This window comes from Bradyrhizobium sp. 199 (assembly GCF_023073355.1).
Lineage (GTDB): Bacteria > Pseudomonadota > Alphaproteobacteria > Rhizobiales > Xanthobacteraceae > Bradyrhizobium.
In genome coordinates this window covers 2348567-2366610 of sequence record NZ_JADPJI010000005.1, presented here as the reverse complement: position 1 = coordinate 2366610, position 18044 = coordinate 2348567, and the positions used below count along the sequence as shown (strand labels likewise).

15 protein-coding genes and 1 pseudogene are annotated in these 18044 nt (G+C 63.3%); all 16 read left to right on the top strand.

The genetic code is table 11. The features are described 5' to 3' along the window. The first annotated feature begins 8 nt into the window (after positions 1–8). Entirely contained in the window at positions 9–893 is an 885-nt protein-coding gene (locus tag IVB28_RS20020; RefSeq protein WP_247528612.1) for an ABC transporter permease, read from the top strand. 2 nt (positions 894–895) lie between these two features. Continuing rightward, a complete protein-coding gene (locus tag IVB28_RS20015) occupies positions 896–1909 on the top strand; it encodes an ABC transporter ATP-binding protein (protein ID WP_247528365.1) in 1014 nt (337 codons plus the stop codon). After that, positions 1906–2910: an oligopeptide/dipeptide ABC transporter ATP-binding protein gene (locus IVB28_RS20010; protein WP_247528363.1), complete on the top strand. Its 1005-nt coding sequence runs from the start codon at positions 1906–1908 to the stop codon at positions 2908–2910. The genes IVB28_RS20015 and IVB28_RS20010 overlap by 4 nt, the downstream gene beginning before the upstream one ends. Before the next feature lie 56 nt (positions 2911–2966). Then, positions 2967–4463 (top strand): ABC transporter substrate-binding protein, encoded by a 1497-nt coding sequence (locus tag IVB28_RS20005; RefSeq protein ID WP_247528362.1) that lies wholly within the window; start codon positions 2967–2969, stop codon positions 4461–4463. 296 nt (positions 4464–4759) lie between these two features. Then, positions 4760–6301: an amidase family protein gene (locus IVB28_RS20000; RefSeq protein WP_247528360.1), complete on the top strand. Its 1542-nt coding sequence runs from the start codon at positions 4760–4762 to the stop codon at positions 6299–6301. A gap of 78 nt (positions 6302–6379) precedes the next feature. Then, positions 6380–6703 (top strand): serine hydrolase, encoded by a 324-nt coding sequence (locus IVB28_RS19995; protein WP_247528359.1) that lies wholly within the window; start codon positions 6380–6382, stop codon positions 6701–6703. Then, positions 6684–7109, top strand: coding sequence for a serine hydrolase (locus tag IVB28_RS19990; protein WP_247528358.1), 426 nt, complete (start codon positions 6684–6686; stop codon positions 7107–7109). Before IVB28_RS19995 ends, IVB28_RS19990 begins: the two co-directional genes overlap by 20 nt. Then, the gene (locus IVB28_RS19985) at positions 7004–7792 is read left to right on the top strand and encodes a hypothetical protein (protein ID WP_247528357.1); all 789 of its coding nucleotides are present in this window, start codon (positions 7004–7006) and stop codon (positions 7790–7792) included. The genes IVB28_RS19990 and IVB28_RS19985 overlap by 106 nt, the downstream gene beginning before the upstream one ends. A 542-nt stretch (positions 7793–8334) precedes the next feature. After that, entirely contained in the window at positions 8335–9243 is a 909-nt protein-coding gene (locus IVB28_RS19980; protein ID WP_247528356.1) for a LysR family transcriptional regulator, read from the top strand. Between the two features lie 379 nt (positions 9244–9622). Then, entirely contained in the window at positions 9623–10264 is a 642-nt protein-coding gene (gene paoA, locus IVB28_RS19975; protein ID WP_247528355.1) for an aldehyde dehydrogenase iron-sulfur subunit PaoA, read from the top strand. Then, positions 10261–11214, top strand: a complete 954-nt coding sequence (locus tag IVB28_RS19970; RefSeq protein WP_247528354.1) for a xanthine dehydrogenase family protein subunit M — start codon at positions 10261–10263, stop codon at positions 11212–11214. The genes paoA and IVB28_RS19970 overlap by 4 nt, the downstream gene beginning before the upstream one ends. Then, positions 11211–13430 (top strand): aldehyde oxidoreductase molybdenum-binding subunit PaoC, encoded by a 2220-nt coding sequence (gene paoC, locus IVB28_RS19965; protein WP_247528353.1) that lies wholly within the window; start codon positions 11211–11213, stop codon positions 13428–13430. Before IVB28_RS19970 ends, paoC (IVB28_RS19965) begins: the two co-directional genes overlap by 4 nt. Before the next feature lie 140 nt (positions 13431–13570). Further along, positions 13571–14338: an SDR family oxidoreductase gene (locus tag IVB28_RS19960; RefSeq protein WP_247528351.1), complete on the top strand. Its 768-nt coding sequence runs from the start codon at positions 13571–13573 to the stop codon at positions 14336–14338. A 63-nt stretch (positions 14339–14401) separates the two neighbouring features. Continuing rightward, positions 14402–14797, top strand: a complete 396-nt coding sequence (locus IVB28_RS19955; RefSeq protein ID WP_247528349.1) for a cupin domain-containing protein — start codon at positions 14402–14404, stop codon at positions 14795–14797. Positions 14798–15064: 267 nt separating this feature from the next. Beyond that, a pseudogene (gene paoC / locus IVB28_RS19950) lies at positions 15065–17274 on the top strand (aldehyde oxidoreductase molybdenum-binding subunit PaoC). 58 nt (positions 17275–17332) lie between these two features. Further along, on the top strand, positions 17333–17818 hold the full coding sequence (locus IVB28_RS19945; RefSeq protein ID WP_247528347.1) for a cyclophilin-like fold protein: 486 nt from the start codon (positions 17333–17335) through the stop codon (positions 17816–17818). Positions 17819–18044 lie beyond the last annotated feature (226 nt).

Here is an 18044-nt window from a genome sequence, read left to right as displayed (position 1 = left end):
GTGATCCGCTGGCCGCCGCAGTTGGATTGCCAACGATCGCCGCTCCGGCGCGGCCCCCCTCGGGCTTCTGGCGCAGGGCACTGCGGCAGCGCAGTTTCGTCCTCGGAGGTGTTCTCAGCCTGCTGGTGCTCGCCTCCGCGCTGCTCTCGCTGCTGTGGACGCCGTGGTCGCCCTACGAGATCGACATCGCTGCAAAACTCCGGCCGCCCTCGGCAGCGCACTGGCTCGGCACCGATTCCTTCGGCCGCGATATCGTCTCGCTGCTGCTCGCCGGCGCTCGCTCCACCATCATGGTCGGTATCATCGCCGTCAGCATCGGTCTCACCTTTGGCGTCACGCTCGGCTTGATCGCGTCGGCCCGGCGCGGCTGGACCGAAGAGATCATCATGCGCTTCTCCGACTTCACCTTCGCCTTTCCGGCGGTGCTCTCCGCGATCATGCTCGCCGCGGTCGCGGGACCGGGCATGGTGACCTCGATCGTCGCGATCGGCATCTTCCAGATTCCGACGCTGACCCGGCTGACGCGCGGTTCGGCCAACGCGATCTGGGCGCGCGAATTCGTGCTGGCCGCGCGCGCCGCAGGCAAGGGGGGCTTCCGCATCACCATCGAGCACGTCCTGCCCAACATTCTGTCGATCCTGATCGTGCAGGTCACCATCCAGTTCGCGCTCTCGATACTTGCCGAAGCCGCTCTGTCCTATCTCGGCCTCGGCACGCAGCCGCCGCAGCCGTCCTGGGGGCGGATGCTGAACGATGCGCAGACGCTGCTGTTCCAGTCGCCCATGCTCGCGGTCTACCCGGGCGCTGCGATCGCCATCGCGGTGCTCGGTCTCAATCTTCTCGGCGACGGCTTGCGCGACCTGCTCGATCCACGACTGGCGCGGGAGCGATGACGATGGGCGAGCGCTCCGACATGCCGCTGATCGAAGTCGCCAATCTCGGCGTGCGCCTCAATACCAGCCGCGGGCGGGCACAAGCCGTGCGCGGCGTCAGCTTCGCCCTGAAGCGCGGCGAGACGCTGGGGCTGGTCGGTGAGTCCGGCTGCGGTAAGTCGGTCACCGCAATGTCCCTGATGGGACTGCTGCCTGATAGCGCCGTGATCTCGGGCAGCATCAAGCTTGACGGCAACGAGATCGCGCGATTGCCGGACGCGGATTATTGCCGCCTGCGCGGCAACCGCATCAGCATGATCTTCCAGGAGCCGATGACCGCACTCAATCCGATGCACACGATCGGGCATCAGGTTGCCGAGCCGCTGCGGCGTCACAAGAGGCATTCGGGGGCCCAAGCGCGCAAAGAGGCGATTGCCTTGCTCGATCGCGTCGGACTGCCCGATCCGGCACGCCGCATCGATGCCTATCCGCACCAATTCTCCGGCGGCCAGCGCCAGCGCATCACCATCGCCATGGCGCTCGCCTGCGAGCCAGACCTCTTGATTGCGGACGAGCCGACCACCGCGCTCGACGTCACCATTCAGGGCCAGATCCTCGACCTCATCGCCGATCTCGTCGAGGAGCGCGGCATGTCGATGATCCTGATCTCGCACGATCTCGGCGTCATCGCCGAGAACGTTCAGCGCATGATGGTGATGTATGGCGGCACCGTCGTCGAGAGTGGGCCGACCGACGAAGTCTTCCGCCGCATGGGCCATCCCTACACCCAGGGCCTGTTCCGCGCCCGGCCGAAGCTCGGCGCGCGCAAGGGGACGCGGCTGAAGACGATCTCGGGCACCGTGCCGGAGCTCGCCGATCTGCCGTCCGGCTGCACCTTCTCCGACCGATGTCCGCTCGTGATCGATCAGTGCCGCGCCGCGCTACCACCGATGGCCGACGTTGGACCCGGGCACCTCGTACGTTGCATCAGGACCGATGTCTCGATGGCAGAACGTGTCGGAGCGCTGAGCGCATGAGCACCGCGCCTCTTCTGGACGTGAAGGATCTCGAACAACGCTACGCCCTGCCGCGGGAGAGCCTGTTTCGCCCACCGGGGCAGGTGCGTGCGCTCAATGGCGTCAGCGTGCAGGTTGCCGCCGGCAAGAGCCTCGGCGTGGTCGGGGAATCCGGTTCGGGCAAGTCGACCTTCGCGCGGCTGGTGATGGCGCTGGAGCGGCCGACGTCGGGCCGGGTCGCGCTGCTCGGCCGCGATCTCAATCGCATCTCCGCCGACGAACTGCGTCGCGCCCGCCGCGATTTCCAGATGGTGTTCCAGGACCCTTACGGTTCGCTCGATCCGCGCCAGACCATCGCCCGCATCGTAGCCGAGCCGCTGACGGTGCTGGAGGGGGCCGATCGGGCCACGTTCCGCGAACGCGTCGCAGCGGCGCTGCGCCAGGTCGGCTTGCGCGATGCGGACATGGCGAAATATCCGCACGAATTCTCCGGCGGCCAGCGCCAGCGCATCGCCATTGCGCGCGCGCTGATCACCCAGCCCAAGCTGATCGTCGCCGACGAGCCGGTCTCCGCGCTCGACGTCTCCGTGCAGGCGCAGGTGCTGAACCTGATGCAGGACCTTCAGGAGCAATTCGGCCTAAGCTTTATCCTGATCAGCCATGACCTCGCCGTCGTCGACTATCTCTGTGACGAGGTCGCGGTGATGTATCTTGGCCGCATCGTCGAGCAGGGCCGGCCCGAAGATCTGTTCGAGCATTGCGCCCATCCCTACACGCGGGCGCTGCTGGAGGCGGTGCCGCGGGCGCGCGCCGGCGGCGGCCGACGGCGGCGCGGGGCCCAGGCCATCGGCTCGCAAGCGGCGGTGGCGACCGGATGCGCCTATGTCGCGCGCTGTCCGCTTGCCGACCAGCATTGCCGCGAGGTTCCGCCTGAGTTACGCAAGATGGGCGAGGGACACCTTGCCGCCTGCCACAGGGCCGAGACCGTGATGGCGTTGCCGCAGGCGGCCATGGAAGGTTAGTGTCCGGCGCAGGATTGGCGTAGGCTTAAAGAACAGAGATGGCCGGGGAGTTGCGCATGTTCAGGAAACTATCGATCGTCGCCTTTGCCGCCGCGCTCATCGCGGCGCCTTTGCCCGTGCTGGCGCAGAGCAAGAAGGACAGCGTCGTCATGGCGATGGCGCTGGAGCCGCCGGGGCTCGATCCGACCAATGCGGCCGCTGCCGCGATCGCCGAGGTCACGCTCTACAACATCTACGAGACCCTGACCAAGATCAACGAGGACGGCTCCGTCTCGCCGCTGCTGGCGGAGAGCTGGACCGCATCGCCTGACCTGAAGACCTATACGTTCAAGCTGCGCAAGGGCGTCAAATTCCACAATGGCGAGCCGTTCGATTCCGCCGCGGTGAAGTTCTCGTTCGAGCGTAACGCGGCGCCGACCAGCACCAACAAGGACAAGAGCCTGTACCAGGCTTTCGAGAAGGTCGATGCGCCGGATGCCGACACGGTCGTCATCACCTTGAAATATGGCGAGCCGAACCTGCCGTTCCTGCTGGGGCAGGCGGGCGGCTCGATCGTCGAGCCGAAGAGCGCTGCCACCAATATCACGCAGCCGGTCGGCACTGGCCCCTATCAGCTCGGGGCGTGGGCGAAGGGCTCTTCGATCACGTTGACTAAATGGGCCGACTACCGCAACGCTTCCGCGGTCAAGCTGTCGAAGGTGACGATCCGCTTCATCTCCGAGCCGGCGGCGCAGGTGGCGGCGCTGTTGTCGGGGGACGTCGATGCATTCCCACGTGTCGCAGCGGCGCGCGCCTTGGCGCAGTTCAAGGCCGACCCGCGCTTCGCGGTGCTGGTCGGCGGCTCCAGGGCCAAGACCATCGTCGCGCTCAACCACCGCAAGAAGCCGCTCGACGACGTCCGCGTCCGCCGCGCCATCCTCGCCGCGATCGACCGCAAGGCGATGATCGACGGCGCCGTCGACGGTTTCGGCACGCCAATCGGCAGTTTCTACGTGCCGGGCGCGCTCGGCTATGTCGACACCACCGGCATCAATCCCTACGATCCCGAGAAGGCCAAGAAGCTGCTTACCGAAGCCGGCGTCACCACGCCGCTCGAACTGTCGCTCAAGCTGCCGCCGCCGTCCTATGCGCGGCAGGGCGGCGAGATCGCCGCAGCCCAGCTCGCCAAGGTCGGCATCGTTGCCAAAATCGAGAACGCCGAATGGGCGCAATGGCTGTCGCAGGTGTTCGCCGGCAACGGGCCGCACAATTTCGATCTCACCATCGTCAGCCATGTCGAGCCGTTCGACCTCGTCAAGATCACCGAGGCGGACTACTATCTCGGCTACAACAACGAGGCGTTCAACGCACTCTACAAGCAGATCGTGTCGACGCCGGACGAGGCCGCCCGCGCAAAGCTGCTCGGCGATGCCCAGCGCATGCTCGCGACCGACGCCGTCTCGGCCTACCTGTACCAGCCGCAGCTGATCACAATCACCAACAAGAAGCTGAAGGGCGTCTGGAAGGATGTGCCGCAATACGAGAACGATTTCTCGACGTGGTATTGGGAGTAGGGGCGACCGGTGCCCTTTCCGCCTGCAGGAGAGGGCCGCTCCAACAAGAAATGAAAAAACAACCCCATGCACAGTAGCGGGGTGTAGTCATTTCAATGGCTTGCGCGATGCAGGTTGAGCGGTCGCCGCGGTGCGCCGCGACGTTGACCCGTCGGGCAAAACACTGGCACGATGCCCCTCATCGCCGTCTCATGATCAGGGACGCGCCACCAGGGCGAGGCAATCGTGCAGAAGCCATCCCGCCGCGATGCCCGCATCGCAGCGGCGCCGATCTCCTTGAGGCTCGAGCATGCTCGATGAGCGACATCGCTCATGCGTTCACCAGTGGCCATGTCACTGCCACAGCGCTGGTCAGAGGCTATCTGACGCGCATTGAGGCTTACGACCTGGATGGGCCCAAGCTCAACGCGGTACGCGCCCTCAATCCCGACGCACTCGCGATCGCGGGCAAGCTCGACCGTATGAAACCATCAGCCAAGCAGCCGCTGGCCGGCATCCCGATCCTGGTAAAGGACAACATCGCCACCGGCGACAAGCAGCCAACAACGGCGGGCTCGCTGGCGCTGGAAGGCGCGCGCGCCCGGGACGACGCCACACTCGTCAAGCTGTTGCGGAACGCCGGCGCGGTGATCCTCGGAAAGGCGAACCTGACCGAATTTTCCAACATGCTCGCGATCGACATGCCTTCGGGCTATTCGTCGCTGGGCGGTCAGGTGAAGAACCCCTACGCGCCGGCGCTGATGGACGATCACGGCATTCCGGTGGTGTCTCCGGGGGGATCGAGCTCGGGCTCGGCGGTGGCGGTGGCAGCCGGTCTGTGCGCGGCCTCGATCGGCACCGAGACGTCGGGCTCGCTGCTGCACCCTGCGAGCCTGAACGGCCTCGTCACCGTGAAGCCGACCGTCGGGCTGATCAGCCGTGCTGGCATCGTGCCGGTCGCCCATAGCCTGGACACCGCAGGACCGATGACGCGCAACGTGCGCGATGCGGCGATGCTGCTCAACGTGCTGGCGGCCACGGACCCGCTCGATCCGGGGACGCAAAAGCAGCGGCGGCCCGCCGATTACGCCGACGGCCTCGCCATCGAAGGCATGAGGGGCGCGCGTATCGGCGTGCCGAGCGATCCCGCCGACCCCTTGAACGATCCCTTCTACGGCAAGCTGCCAGCCAAAGGCGCAGAGGTGATGGCGGAGGCGATCAAGGTGCTGGAGGACCTCGGCGCCGTGATCGTGCGCGCCAGCATGCCGACGGCCGGCTGGATGAGTGGACCAGGTACGATCATGACTGTGCTCAACCGCAATCCGCTGAGCGCCGGCAAGGGCAATCCAGTCACGCAGCGGATCGTTTTCCTCTACGAGTTGAAGCGAGATCTAAACCTCTACCTCAGGGAATGGGCGACCAACACCGCCATCAAGACCATCACCGATATCGTGGCCTTCAACGATGCCAATGCAGATAAGGCGCTGCGCTTCGGGCAGGACCTGTTTCTCGCCGCCGAGCTTACCAGAGGCGACTTACGCGAACGCGAGTACAAGTCGGCACATGCGATGGATCTGCTCAGTGCCAGGACCCGCGGCATGGACGCCTATACGAACCAGCACGAACTCGATGCCGTGTTCCCCGGCGCATACGGCGCCGCGATCGCCGCCAGGGCAGGCTATCCCAGCGTCATGGTGCCCGGCGGGTTGGTTTCGGGAACAAACGAAGGCAAGGACACGCCCGACTATCCGCTCGGCGTCACCTTCGCAGGCCGCCCCTGGAGCGAGCACAAGCTGCTGCGTCTGGCCTACGCTTACGAGCAGGCCTCCAACATGCGCAAGCCGCCGCCGGGGGTGTGAGCGCTTTGGATTTCAATACACGCTCCTGCTCTTGCCGATCTCGTAGGCGGTCTGGCCCTGCTGCTGATAGAGCTCTGCTTGGGCCCAACAGAGTTGCGCGCCGCCGAGGCGCCGGTCTGGCCGATACCGGACTGGCAAGTATCCACGCCCGAACAGGAAGGCATGGATTCCGCTGAGCTCGTTAAAATCATTGCCTATGGCGAGACCAAGAGTTTCGACAGCCTCTTGATTGCGCGACACGGGCGCATCGTGCTGGACGCCTACTACGCACCGTACACCGGTGACATTCCGCACAACCTCAACTCTGCCACCAAGTCGATCGTTAGCAGCCTCGTCGCGATACTGCGCAAGGATGGCGTACTCGACAGTTTCGAGCACCCAGGTGCTCGACCTTCTCGCTGACCGCGAGGTCGCCAATGTCGATGAGCGCAAGAAGTCGATTACAGTGCAGCATCTGCTCGACATGACCTCGGGGCTCCAATGGGACGAGGGGTTCGAAGGCGGCCGGGAGCAGTCCATTATTGCCATGCGGCGCAGCCCGGACTGGGTCAAGTTCATCCTCGATCGGCCGATGTCATCGCATGCGCCGGGAGAACTATTCTATTACAACAGTGGCAATTCACATCTACTTTCCGCCGTTGTCACCAAGCTCACCGGGGCGGCCACGGCCACTTATGCGAATGCCAAGCTGCTCGGCCCGCCATGGCGAAGATCGGCTATCTCTATCTGCGGCAGGGCGCGTGGGCCGGCCAACAACTCCTTCCGACGGAATGGGTCGACACCGTCAATCACGCCACCATCAGCATGAAGGCGAGGGCTGACGCAGGCCTGAAATACCACAACCAATTCTGGGCGCTACCCGACCGGCATGTCTTCATGGCGGTGGGATATCACTGCCAGGTGATCATGGTCTTCCCCGATCTCGACATCGTAGCGGCGATGACAGCGAGGGATTTCTGTTCATTTCGCAAGATCGCCGAGGGTATTGCCGGCGCAGTCAAATCTGAGGCAACGCTGCCGCACAACTCGGACGCTGCGCGCCTGCTTGCCGATGCGGTCGCCGACGTCTCGACAGAGAAGCCGACACAGGTCGCTCCGGTGCCCCAGATCGCGTCGCCGATTTCGGGCAAGACCTACCGGTTTCCCGCCGACAACGCGCTCGATGTAAGATCCATTTCGCTGTCATTCACGGATAAGCCGGGCTATGCGGTGGACATCGATACGCACAATCCCGCCAATCCCGTGATCCGACTGCGTGGACCGATCGGCCTCGACGGTCTTTATCGCAAGAGCGAACTGACGTCCTTTGGATTGCGCGCCGTCAAAGGCGCTTGGGTTAGCGCCGATACGTTCGCAATCGACATGCAGTATGTCGGGTTGGGTGAGCAGCAGAAGTTCTCGCTCTCGTTCAGCGGCGACAACAAGGTTGTGCTGCACGGAAAGACCAGGGCCGGCCGGGAGGTCGCGGTCGATGGCGAGCCCGACGGTTGAAACAAGCTCCGCGCCATTGCTCGACAAGCCCGACCCGGTGCTATTCCCCGGCAGCGCGCGGGCTGCGGGTCGCCGCGACGGCAGGCTATCCCAGCGTCGGTGCCGGCCGGGCTTCATCTCGGGAGCCGACGACAAGGATATGCCTGACTACCCGCTCCGCATCACCTTCGCAGGCCGGGCCATTAGCGACATAAGTTGCTGCGTCTGGCGTATGTCTACGAACAGGCCTCCTACATGAACAAGCCGCCGCCGGGATTGGCGGTGGTTTAGAAGCAACTCGTGGCGTCCATAGGAAACGACGCGATTGGTTCGTTGCAGAGGTTGCCGTCCGCCCGGGCACGATTCCGCTACCTTGCGGCTTCGGTCAGGCCGCGCGTTCGTCGGAAGCGCTCTGGATGTTAGTGGACATGCCCTGCATCCTGATGCTCTGTTCGGCTACGGGCCGCTAAGCGCAGCAGCGCCACCCATGTATGCCTCTCTAGGGGACGCCACGCTTCGCCGGAAGCCGACAGCGTGCCGGCTGAACCAAGGAGCCGCTGAAGATGCAGTCGCATCGATCGAACTTTGCCGACCTCTCGTATTTCCTGGAGATCGCGAAACATCGCAATTTTCGACGGGCTGCGCTCGAGCTTGAGATCAGCGCCTCGGCTCTGAGCCACGCGTTGCGTGGCCTCGAAGAGCGTCTCGGGCTCCGCCTCTTGAACCGGACGAGCCGCAGCGTGACGCTCACCGCCGCAGGCGAGGCTCTCCAGTCTGCGCTCGTTCGGCCATTCGATGAAATCAATAGTGCCCTCGATGTGCTCAACCAATTCCGCGAAACGCCCAGGGGCCGAGTGCGGCTCAGCGTACCAACCGAGGCGGCCCAATTCCTCATCGGGCCAGTCATGGCCACGTTTCTCGACCGGTATCCCGAAGTCGAAATCGAGTTCTCTGTGAACAATCGGATGATTGACGTGGTCGAAAGCGGCTTTGACGCTGGCATCAGGTACGGCGGCACCGTCCCAAAGGACATGATTGCCCAGCGCCTCTCCGCCGATATCCGCTGGCTCGTCGTGGGGGCTCCATCCTATTTCGAACGGTACGGAGCACCGCTCCATCCCGATGATCTGCAGGATCATCGCTGCGTGAGGATCCGAATTGGAGACGACAGCATCTATCGCTGGGAGTTCGAGCGCGGTGACGAGAAATTCGAGGTGAACGTTCAGGGCGGATTGACCGTTGATCAGGGGCAGATCGGACTGGCCGCCGTAAAGGACGGTGCCGGACTAATGTACGTCGCAGACCCAATGGTTCGCGAATATCTCCGCGATGGCACTATGCGCACGGTTCTGGAGGATTGGGCGCCGCTTGGTCCCGGATTTCACGCATACTACTCGAGCCGTCGCCAAGTCCCAGCGGCGCTCCGGCTCTTCATCGACCACGTCCGGGAACTGCGGCCGCTCGGCCTTTGAACCGGCTCGTTCCGGATCGACGAATTTGGCTCAATGAAGCATCAGTCCGCTGGAGGCCTCGCGGTTGCGGTTATCCAACTGGGCAATCACCTTCGGCTGCACCGCTGGCGGCCCGTTCCATGACCTGAAGGGCTACCAAGGCACCTTCGATATCAGCGCTACTATACCTTGTGTACCCGCCGTCCTCGCGCACCTCCCATGGCGTGCTTGGCCCGGAATATTGGACTCCGAGAGTTTCGGCCTCGTAGGCCCCTCGCGCCGACGCCCAGCGTGCATGAGAAACATTCATCGTGGCATCAAGCCGGAGCGCACGAACTATCAAACGGGACGGGGATTGGCTCGCGTCATACGAAAACACGCAGCGAGATCTGGAGATGGCATGGCAAACCCGGTCGAATCGGAAGTGTCGAGACGAGGCGTCCTGGTCGGCGGAACTGCTACCGCCATGATTGGCGTCCTCCCAAGCGGTCAAGGGCAAGCTCAACCGGCAAGCTCTGACGCGGTTCGGCAAGGTTTCGAAGTCTCGTTCGAAGTCAACGGCAAGCCATACAGCCTTCAATTGGACACGCGCACCACACTGCTCGACGCGCTTCGCGAGCACATTCATCTCACCGGCTCGAAGAAGGGCTGCGACCATGGTCAGTGTGGAGCATGTACCGTGATCGTCAATGGAGTTCGCATCAACTCCTGCCTCACCCTCGCGGTCATGCACCAGGACGATAGGATCACCACGATCGAAGGGCTCGGTACGCCTGAGCAACTGCACCCGATGCAGGCAGCGTTCATCAAACACGACGGCTATCAGTGTGGCTATTGCACGCCGGGGCAGATCTGCTCTGCTGTCGCAGTGCTCGATGAGATCAAGGCGGGCATTCCGAGCCATGTCAGCGCCGACCTGACGTCTCCGCCCGAGCTTACGAACGTCGAGATGCGCGAACGCATGAGCGGCAATATCTGCCGCTGCGGCGCCTACTCCAACATCGCCGAGGCAATCGCAGAGGCCGCCGGGAGCAAGACATGAGATCATTCACCTACGAACGCGCTAGCTTGGCTCAGGAAGCCGCCGCCAAAGCACAGGAGACGCCGGGCGCGAAGTTCATCGCGGGCGGCACCAATCTCCTCGACCTGATGAAGCTCGAGATCGAGACGCCGCAGCACCTCATCGACGTCAACGGGCTGAAGTTCGACAAGATCGAGAAGACCGAAGACGGCGGGCTTCGCATCGGCGCCTTGGTGAGAAACACCGCTCTCGCCGCCGACATGCGGGTCAGGCGAGACTACGGCGTGCTCAGCCGCGCACTTCTCGCCGGCGCCTCCGGTCAGCTCCGCAACAAGGCGACGACGGCGGGCAATCTGCTCCAGCGCACGCGCTGTCCCTATTTTTACGACACCAACCAACCCTGCAACAAGAGAACCCCCGGGTCGGGCTGCGCGGCGATCGCGGGCTACAGCCGCCAACTGGGCGTGATCGGCGTGAGCGAGGCGTGCATCGCCACGAATCCCTCCGATATGGCGGTCGCCATGCGAGCGCTCGACGCCGAAGTGGAGACCATCGACGCCGCCGGACGGACGCGAAAGATACCCATTGCCGATTTCCACCGGCTACCCGGCGATAGACCGGACCTCGAAACAACACTTTCCTCCGGCGAGCTGATCACCGCGGTGACGCTGCCGCCCCCGCTCCGCGGAACACATATCTACAAGAAGGTCCGTGATCGTGCGTCTTACGCTTTCGCCCTCGTTTCTGTCGCGGCGGTACTGCAGCGCGACGGTACGGGGCGTTTAGCGGTGGGCGGCGTGGCGCCCAAACCTTGGCGTATCGAAAAAGCGGAAGCCGAGCTGCGCGGAGGCGCGAAGCCGTTCTCCGCCCGGCTGCTTGCCGATGCGAAGCCCACCAACGAGAACGCTTTCAAGGTGACGCTGGTCGAGCGGACGGTCGCCGCCGTCATGCACGAAGCGAGGCAGAAATGAAGTTCGATACAGCCGCCGAGGCCAACCCGATCGATCGCATGCGGGTAGTGGGACGTGCGCACCCCCGGATCGATGGTCCCTTGAAGACGACGGGGAGAGCGGCGTACGCATATGAGCATCACGACGTTGTGACCAATCCTGCTTACGGGGTTATCGTGGGCTCCGCAATCGGCAAGGGCCGCATCGCGAGGATCGACTTGACGGTGGCGGAGCGCGCGCCCGGGGTCATCGCCGTCGTGACCGCTGAGAACGCTGGCAAGCTCGGCAAAGGCAAACACAACACGGCGAAGCTGCTCGGCGGCCCCGACATCGACCACTACCACCAGGCGGTCGCGGTGGTGGTGGCCACGACCTTCGAGCAGGCGACGGCGGCAGCCGCCTTGGTGCGCGTCGAATACGCACAGGCGGAAGGAAGGTTCGATCTCGACGAGGCGCTGAAGACTGCGCCCCTTGCGAAGGACCCGAACAGTCCCGAGAAGCAGGGACCTCCTGAAAGTCGCACCGGCGATTTCGAGCAGGCCTTCGCTCAAGCGCCGGTGAAGCTCGACGAGCTCTACACGACGCCCGACCAGAGCCATTCGATGATGGAGCCTCACGCTTCGCTTGCAGCGTGGAACGGCGAGGAGCTGACAATCTGGACGTCGAACCAGATGATAGACTGGGGCAGGACGGATCTCGCAATCACGCTCGGCATCCCCAAGGAGAACGTCCGCTTCGTGTCGCCCTATGTGGGCGGCGGGTTCGGCTGCAAGCTGTTCCTGCGCTCCGATGCGGTGATGGCCGCCTTGGGAGCAAAAGCGGCTGGTCGTCCCGTCAAAGTCGCGCTGCCGCGGCCGTTCGTCCCCAACAGCACGACACATCGTCCCGCGACCCGGCAACGCATTCGGATCGGAGCCACCGCGGACGGAAACATTCTCGCCATTGCCCACGAAAGCGGCTCAGGCAATCTTCCCGACGGCCAGCCGGAGACGGCGACCAATCAGACGCGGCTACTCTACGCCGGCGCCAATCGTCTCACCTCGATGCGGCTTGCAGTCCTGGACCTGCCCGAAGGAAATGCGATGCGAGCCCCTGGCGAAGCGCCGGGGTTGATGGCGCTCGAGATCGCAATGGACGAACTGGCCGAGAAGCTTGGCATGGATCCCGTGGAGCTCCGCGTGCGCAACGATACGCAGGTGGACCCCGAGAAGCCGGAGCGTCCGTTCTCCGAACGCAACCTGGTGGGTTGTCTGCGCGAAGGCGCCGAGCGGTTCGGCTGGCAGCGCCGGAACTCGTCCCCTGGGGCGGTGCGGGACGGCAACTGGCTGGTCGGCATGGGCATGGCGGTCGCGTTTCGGAACAACATGAACATTCCTTCGGGCGCTCGTGTTCGTCTGGGACAAGACGGTCGTGTCACGGTGGAAACAGACATGACTGACATCGGGACCGGCAGCTACACGATCATCGCGCAGACCGCTGCCGAGATGATGGGCGTGGACATTGAAAACGTACTGGTGCGGCTCGGCGATTCCGCGTTCCCCATCTCCTCCGGATCGGGAGGTCAGTTCGGCGCCAACAGTTCGACGTCGGGCGTGTACGCCGCATGCGTAAAGCTGCGGGAAGCGGTCGCGCAACGCCTCGGATTCAACTCGGCGGACGCGACCTTCACGCACGGCCAGGTGCTCGGCGGCAACCGCTCCGCCAAACTGATCGACGCCGTCCGCGACGGCGAACTCGTCGCCGAGGACAAGATTGAATGGGGAGGTCTCGACAAGAGCTACCAGCAGTCGACCTTCGGCGCCCATTTCGTCGAGGCGGCTGTCGACGGATTCACCGGCGAAATTCGCGTTCGTCGAATGCTCGCGGTCTGCGCCGCAGGCCGGATCCTGAATCCATTGACTGCCCGGAGCCAGGTGATTGGAGCGATGACCATGGGCGTAGGTGCCGCGTTGATGGAGGAACTCGCCGTCGACAAGCGCCGGGGATTCTTCGTCAATCACGACCTCGCCGGCTATGAAGTGCCGGTTCACGCTGACATACCGCATCAGGAGGTGATTTTCCTGGATGAGGCGGACGACAAGGTCTCGCCGATGAAGGCAAAGGGCGTGGCCGAACTCGGAATTTGCGGCGTAGCCGCCGCCGTCGCCAATGCAGTCTACAATGCGACCGGCGTTCGCGTGCGAGATTACCCGGTCACCCTGGATAAACACCTCAACAGCCTGCCGGCCGTATCGTGATCGGGTGCTGCCGATCTTCGACGATGCTGCCGCTGGATCAAGATGGTTGAAGCTACAGCGCCAATGGCTGAGCGTCCCGCCAGCAAACGCTGCTGCGACGTTGAATCGTATCGACCACAGCACGATTATTGGGAGCCGACATGCCTCACGTGAGGGATAATTTTGGCGGGAAGGTAGCCTTTGTGACGGGAGCAGGTGCGGGCATCGGCAGGGCGGCAGCGCTGGCCTTCGCGCGCGAGGGCGCCAGTGTCGTGATCGCAGATACCTCGGAAACGAATAATCATGAAACCGCTCGGCTCGTCGAGCAATCCGGTGGACGGGCACTTGCCATCAGGTGCGACGTCTCCCGTGAGGAAGATGTCAGGGCCGCGCTGGAGAGGACGATCGAAGTATTCGGGCGCCTGGACTACGCACTCAACAATGCCGGCATCGAACAGGCTGTCATGCCATTGGCCGATCTCACGGTGGAGCGGTGGGATCGATTGATCGAAGTCGATCTACGCGGCGTTTTCCTGTGCATGAGATCCGAGATCCCCTTGATGATGAAGCAGGGAGGCGGCGCGATCGTGAACATTTCCTCCGGGGCTGGCGTCAAGGGCATCGCAGGGCAGGCAGGGTACTGTGCGGCGAAATTCGGTGTCGTCGGTCTCTCCAAAGCGGCAGCACTCGACTACGCCAAGTCCAACATTCGTGTGAACGTCGTATGCCCCGGCATCATCGAAACGCCAGTGATGGAACGCTTCAGCGGCGGCACACCAGAGGGAAGGGAACGCGTGATCGCACAGGAACCTGTCGGACGGATGGGAAAACCCGAGGAAATCGCGGCTGCCGTCGTTTGGCTGTGCTCAGACGCGGCGGCATTTGTCGTGGGGCACGCAATGGTCGTCGACGGCGGTCAGACAGCGTAGGACCGTGGATCGGGTCTGAGACCCACTTATCAGTTATCGGCGTGGCATCGGAAGGAAAAGGCCATGAACATCCAACGCAGCGGCTCTCGGCCATCCGGCAAAGGGCCGGCGGAATGGTTTACCGGCACCGTCCGGATCGACCCGCTCTTCAGCCCGCCGGAGCCGGCCCGCGCCGCGGGCGCTCTGGTGACGTTCGAACCTGGTGCGCGCACGGCCTGGCATACCCATCCGCTTGGCCAAACCCTGATCGTCTCGTCGGGTCTGGGCTGGGTGCAGCGGGAGGGCGACCCTGTCGAAGAGATTCGACCGGGAGACGTTGTTTGGTTCGAACCCGACGAGAAACACTGGCATGGAGCCACCGCGAGCACGGCAATGAGCCACATCGCAATCCAGGAGGCCTTGAATGGAACGCCGGTGACATGGCTGGAGAAGGTCTCCGAAGAGCAATACCGAAAATGAGATCAAAGAGCTTTCGGTGACCATGGGTTATCCGTCTCATGGCAATTGTCGGACACTTCCCAGCTGCAGTTGCCCCCAGGGGCCCCGAATGCTTTCGAGCGGACAAGATGATTGCGCCGCACGCATGGCTCGTCCGCCCAGTCACCGGGCGGGAGTTCGCCCAGGACAAGCCGCATCCTGCTTCGCCGAAAGGAGTCCTCCTTCGCGAACCCTCGTTCCAGCGACGCGAGGCGAAGGCCTACGGCTGTGTATGCGAAAGGATGAGCCATGAAGTTCGATGCACTCGCAGCGCCGAATCCGATCGACCGGCTCAGGGTCGTCGGCAAACCGCATGATCGGGTCGAGGGACGGCTCAAGACGACGGGCACAGCCACCTACGCCTATGAGCATGATGGCGTTGGACGCGACGCCGCCTACGGCTATGTCGTTGGTGCGGCAATTTCCAAGGGGAAAATCAAGTCCATCGACACCTCCGGTGCAAAGGTTGCCCCGGGTGTCATCGCCGTCGTGACCCATGAGAACGCAGGACCGCTCGCGAAGGGCGAGTTCTATACTCAGCGCTTTCTGGCCGGCCCCGAAGTCGATCACTACCATCAAGTCGCGGCCTTGGTGGTCGCCGATACCTTCGAGCAAGCACGGTCGGCCGCCTCTCTCGTCCGTATAGACTATCTCAAGAGCGACGGTTCGTTCGATCTCGACGCTCAGAAGCGGACAGCGCCGGTTGCCAAGCAGGGACCATATGGTGGCCCCACCGAAACAGCAGTCGGGGACTTCGCTGGTGCTTTCGCTGCATCCGCGGTCAAGCTCGACGAGACCTACACGACGCCCGACCAGGCGCACGCCATGATGGAGCCGCACGCGACAATGGCGATATGGGAGGGCGACAAGCTGACCTGCTGGACATCGATCCAGCAGATGAACTGGGGCACACGCGATCTGGCCAAGACGTTGGGCATTTCAAAAGAAAACGTCAGGCTCATATCACCATATATCGGCGGCGGATTTGGCGGGAAGGGCACGGCTCAGTCCGACCTTGTCATGGCGGCGCTGGGAGCGCGCGCAGCCCGCAGGCCCGTCAAGCTGGCACTCCAGCGGTCGTTGATGTTCAACAACCTGATCCATCGTCCAGCGACCATCCAGCGTGTTCGAATTGGCGCAACCTCGGACGGCAAGATCATCGCAATCGGCCACGAAAGCCTCTCGGGCAATCTGCCAGATGGTCGGACTGAACCGACCACGTTGTCGACTCGGGCGCTCTACGCCGGCGCTAACCGAATGACGCGCGTACGTTTAGCCGTACTCGATCTGGCTGAAGGAACGCGATGCGAGCACCGGGCGAAGCACCGGGTATGATGGCGCTCGAGATCGCGATGGACGAACTGGCGGAGAAGCTGGGAATGGATCCGGTCCGCCTCCGGATCCTCAACGACACCCAAGTGGACCCCGAGAAGCCTGAACGACCATTCTCCTCGCGTCGCTTTGTTGAGTGCCTGGAGACCGGAGCGGCTAAATTCAGCTGGAGTAATCGAAACGCTACGCCCGGAAAGGTGCGCGATGGCCATTGGCTGGTCGGCATGGGAATGGCGGCGGCCATCCGAGGGGCACCGATCAGCAAGTCGGGCGCGCGTGTGCGGCTCAACAGCGCCGGCGTTGTGACAGTGGAAACGGACATGACCGATATCGGCACCGGCAGCTACACGATCGTCGCGCAGACAGCCGCCGAAATGATGGGCGTGTCGATCGACAAGGTCATCGCCAAGCTCGGCGATTCCGCGTTTCCAGAGACGCCCGGATCGGGCGGTCAGCAGGGCGCGCCTTCGGTCACCGCGGGAGTCTACGCGGCGTGCGCCAAGTTGCGCGAAGCCGTCGCGCAAAAGCTCGGCTTCAACTCGGTGGATCTCGTGTTCGCAGACGGGGAGGTGCGGTCCGGCAACCGCGCGGTGCCGCTCGGGACGGCCGCGCAGTCAGGCGACATCCTCGTCGAGGACTTCATGGAATACGGAGACCTGGCGAAGCGGTTTGCACAGCAGACTTTCGGTGCACATTTCGCCGAGGTGGCTGTCGATTCTTTCACCGGCGAGATCCGGGTCAGGCGCATGCTTGCGGTTTGCGCGGCAGGCCGCATTCTCAATCCCAAGACGGCCCGCAGCCAGGTGATCGGCGGCATGACCATGGGAATAGGTGCCGCACTGATGGAGGAGATGGTCGTCGACACCCGTCTCGGCTTCTTTGTGAATCATGATCTCGCTGGGTACGAGGTGCCGGTCCATGCGGATGTTCCACACCTGGATGTGATCTTTATCGACGAATTGGATCCGACGATGTCTCCGCTGCAGGCGAAGGGGCTCGGCGAACTAGGCCTGACGGGTGTCGCGGCCGTGGTGGCCAATGCGGTCTATAACGCAACCGGCGTCCGGGTCCGCGAGTATCCGATCACCTTGGACAAGTTCCTTGCCGCATTGCCAGATGTAACGTGAATGGGAGTGCAACGGCATTCCCCTCGGTTAAATGGGACGTTGTGTTGTGCCGGCATTCATGAACGCACCCTCTGGCCTGCCAGAGAAACGCGAACCGAGCGGAGAAGCGGTCGATGATCGCAAGAACACCCACATGCCCGTAAAAATATTGGCGGCGATCATCCTCGTCCTCGGACTGACAGGAACACTCATGGCACAGGAACGCATCCAAATTTCCTCTGAATGGGGCGAGATGACTGCCGAATTGGCCGACAACGACGCGGCCAGATCGCTCCTCCGCATGTTGCCGGTGATCATCCAAATGCGTGATCACTTGCGTCAGGAAAAAACTGGCAATCTGCCTTCGCCTTTGAAGGAAGTCGCGCGGCAAACGCATTTCTCGAAGGGGACGCTCGGGCTCTGGAATTCGGATCATTTCGTTATCTATTACCGTGACGGCCAAGTTCCGGAGCCCGGCATCATCATCCTTGGACAAGCGGTCGGTAACGCTTCGATCTTTGATCGACCCGGCCCCGTCACTGTGCATATTGAGCGCGCGCAATGAACAGCCCTATGGCTCGCCGTGGAGCGCGAATGACCAGCTAGCGGCTCCTCCGGTGAGCCGATGCTGGCTCCTGGCCATTTTCCGAAGTAGCGTCCGGCGTCGCGGATTTCCCGCTTGGTTAGGCATGGCCGACTAGATTTGCCGAGGTCGAATTCTTCGTTTGACCAGTGCAGACAAGCTCCCCTTCGGCAGCAGCGAAGCGTCGCCAGAGTCGCTCTCGTCGGGG